The sequence below is a fragment of the Prevotella sp. AM42-24 genome (genome assembly GCF_003461825.1).
GTDB classification, from domain to species: domain Bacteria; phylum Bacteroidota; class Bacteroidia; order Bacteroidales; family Bacteroidaceae; genus Prevotella; species Prevotella hominis.
The window spans coordinates 1-2,904 of the sequence record NZ_QTXV01000128.1; the positions used below are offsets into that span (position 1 = coordinate 1).

At 44.6% G+C, this 2,904-nt stretch carries 2 protein-coding genes; both read right to left on the reverse strand.

Annotated features, from left to right (window positions below; translation table 11 throughout):
• Nucleotides 1-177: 177 nt before the first annotated feature.
• On the reverse strand, nt 178-1,401 hold the full coding sequence (locus tag DW917_RS16515) for a site-specific integrase (protein ID WP_118120475.1): 1,224 nt from the start codon (nt 1,399-1,401) through the stop codon (nt 178-180).
• A gap of 30 nt (nt 1,402-1,431) precedes the next feature.
• Nucleotides 1,432-2,661 carry a site-specific integrase gene (locus DW917_RS16520; protein ID WP_118120477.1) on the reverse strand — a complete coding sequence of 410 codons (1,230 nt, stop codon included), beginning with the start codon at nt 2,659-2,661 and terminating at the stop codon, nt 1,432-1,434.
• Between the last annotated feature and the right edge of the window lie 243 nt (nt 2,662-2,904).

Sequence of the window (2,904 nt, forward strand, 5' to 3'; positions counted from 1 at the left end):
TCCTTATTTCTCTTTTGGTCAGTTTCTTTTGTTTTTCTGCGTTGCATCAGTTTGTCCATGTCTATAGAAATCTTGTTATCGGTGATAACGGCATAGATTTGGGTGCTTCGCAGATTGGAACAGTATCGGTCGGCATGGATACCGTTCCGCTCTCGCTGATTGTTATTATCCCTCTGTTCATTTCCCGTCCTCCTTATTTTTATTCTGGTCAGTTTCTTTTGTTTCTCTGCGCTGCATCAGCTTATCCATATCCTTGGATATCTTGTCATCGGTGATGACGGCATAGACCTGGGTGCTTCGCAGATTGGAATGCCCCATCATCTTGGCGATGCTTTCCATTGATATGCCCGAAGTAACCATGTTTACTCCGAATGTATGTCTTGCAACGTGTGCGGTAAGGTTCTCATTTATACCCAAAGCCACACCGAGTGAATGAAATTCAAACCACATGGAATCACGTGAAGAAAGAGGAAAAACAGGTTTGCTATCATCCGCTGTATTGTATAGCGACATTATTTGTTCAGCTATCGGATGCAAGGGAATGAACGCTTCGTTGTTGGTCTTTGCTCTTTTCTCACGGATGTATTTTCTACCGTCTGCCGTCATCCCGATATGGTGTGGATACAGGTTACGTAAATCGACATAAGCCAAACCTGTAAGGCTGGAGAAAACAAACATTCTTCGTGCCAACTCCAAAGCCTTATCTTCCATAGGAGTCTCCATAATGAGCAGCAAGTCATTTCTGGATATATGTCTACGCTTTGGTGAGCCTGTCTTTTCATATCCGACATCTTCCAGTGGATTGAATTTCAGCAGACCTCTGTCAACAGCGATATAAACCAAGCGTTGCAGCCAACAAAGATTATGGTTCGTATTGGATGCACTATACCCTTTGCCAATCAAGAACAACTTATAAGATTTGCCAAATTCCTCAGTCAAATCTTCAAATGCAATGTCATTCATTCCTCGTAACCCGATGAACTCTCGCAAGTTGAGCTGCGATGTCTTAGATTGGCGATAAGAAGATGTTGAGTTAATACGGATGGAGCGCAGCCTAAGGCGTTCACGCTCCTCCTCGCCAGTGGCAAGCAATGTCATCGGGATAGTATTTGCATCAACAATAACATTCTTCAGAATCTCGGCGGTAACGATGCCCTTTTCCTTTGTTGCCTGCTCGTAGGCTTCGTCAATTCTTAGTCTGAACGCTTGCAGTTGTCCGTTCACTCTTGCATTCCTGGCTTCACCTTTTTTCGTGTCCCATTCTTCGGGAGCACAGTAAAGACCTGTTGCTATGGCTGACACTTTGCCGTCAATCGTGATACGGCAAAATATAGATGTGGTTCCGTCTGCCTTTACTCTGCCACGGTTGATATAATAAAACTGCTTGTATGTACTTCTCATTTTATGTTCCTTTCTTATTTTGTGATAATATTACAGGACAAACTTGAAGTCCTTGTTGGCTTCGATGAACTTGTCCATATCCTCAAATAGCTTTTTCGGGGTGACACGTGCATAGATTTGCGTGGTCTGAATGTTGTTGTGACCAAGCATTTTGCTGATAGTCTCTATTGGAACACCTTCTTCGAGCGTAACGAGCGATGCGAAACTGTGCCGTCCAACATGATAGACCAAATCCATACTTATGCCAGATAGTACTCGGAGACTTTTCATGTTACCTCTCAGCACTCGAAATTCCTGTGGCGGTAAAAGAGTAGGTCTTGTCGGGTCTTTGTATTTCTCCAACATGGCAAGCGCCTCTGGCAGTAACTTCACACGTGCAAGCATCTTGTTCTTCTTTCTGTGGTATTTCAGCCAAAGGCTACCCTCCTCATCACGAAAGAGGTTTTCTTCCGTGATAGAAATAGTATCGGCATAAGCCGTGCCTGTATAGCAGGCGAAAAGAAAAAGGTCACGGGTCAAAGCCAACGATTTTCTTCGCTCTGGTATTTCGAGGTCACGAATTTTCAGGAAGTCCTCACGTGTCAATGCCTTTGGTGGATTCTCTTTCTTTTGAGGTAGCTTGAAGTGCATGAAATGATAACGCTCGGAGTGTCCTGCCTTGAAAGCTATTCGGCAGGTCTTCTTCAAGATGGCGAGATAGTGGCGGACTGTATCAAGTGCAAGACCTCTCTCGTCCAAGCAAAAGTCCATGTACTCACGGATAAACTGCTCGTCAAGCTCACCGAATGCCACATCGTCAGTTCCATAACGCTTCTTGACGAACAACCCCAATGTCAGGCGAGTGTACTGGTAGTTTGGGAGCGTGCCTTTCTTGTAGTCGATGCCGATTCTTGACTCAATGTCCGCAATGATGGCGTCAAGCTGCTTCAACAAGGTCATCTGAGTGTCTGCACTGCATTGAAACAGATCCTTTATCGCCTTTGCGTCAAAATCCGTCTTGCGCTCCACAAGTGACTCGTAGGCTGAGTTTATTGCCAGCAACAGCTTGTCAATCTTGGCGTTCACTTCCACAGCCTCCTTGCTCTTGCCGTCAAGTCTGCTCTCACGTGGATTCCATAACTTTGGCGTACATGACAACTTGCAACCGAACTGCGCCATTGTTCGGTTGAGGGTGATGCGTCCCATGATGGGAGCCTTACCGTTCTTGTCCAATCCGCTCTTTTTGAGGTAGAGCAGCACCTTGAATTTTTCAACTTTCATCTGCTTACTTTTTTAGTTTGCAAAAATAATCAATCAGTAAGCATTCTCTGTCATTGAATGTTGTGCAGAACAGTGCAACAAACACTGGTGACAAACTATTTGTTTTTCACCTCGTTAGCAGTATTGGTTTCGGTAACTGACCGCTAACGGTTTGGTAACTGAAATAACTCAATAGACTGCTCGGCTTTGCTTTGCAGACAATTGGCAGAATTATGAAATATTGCTCATTCTCAACCACTTGCA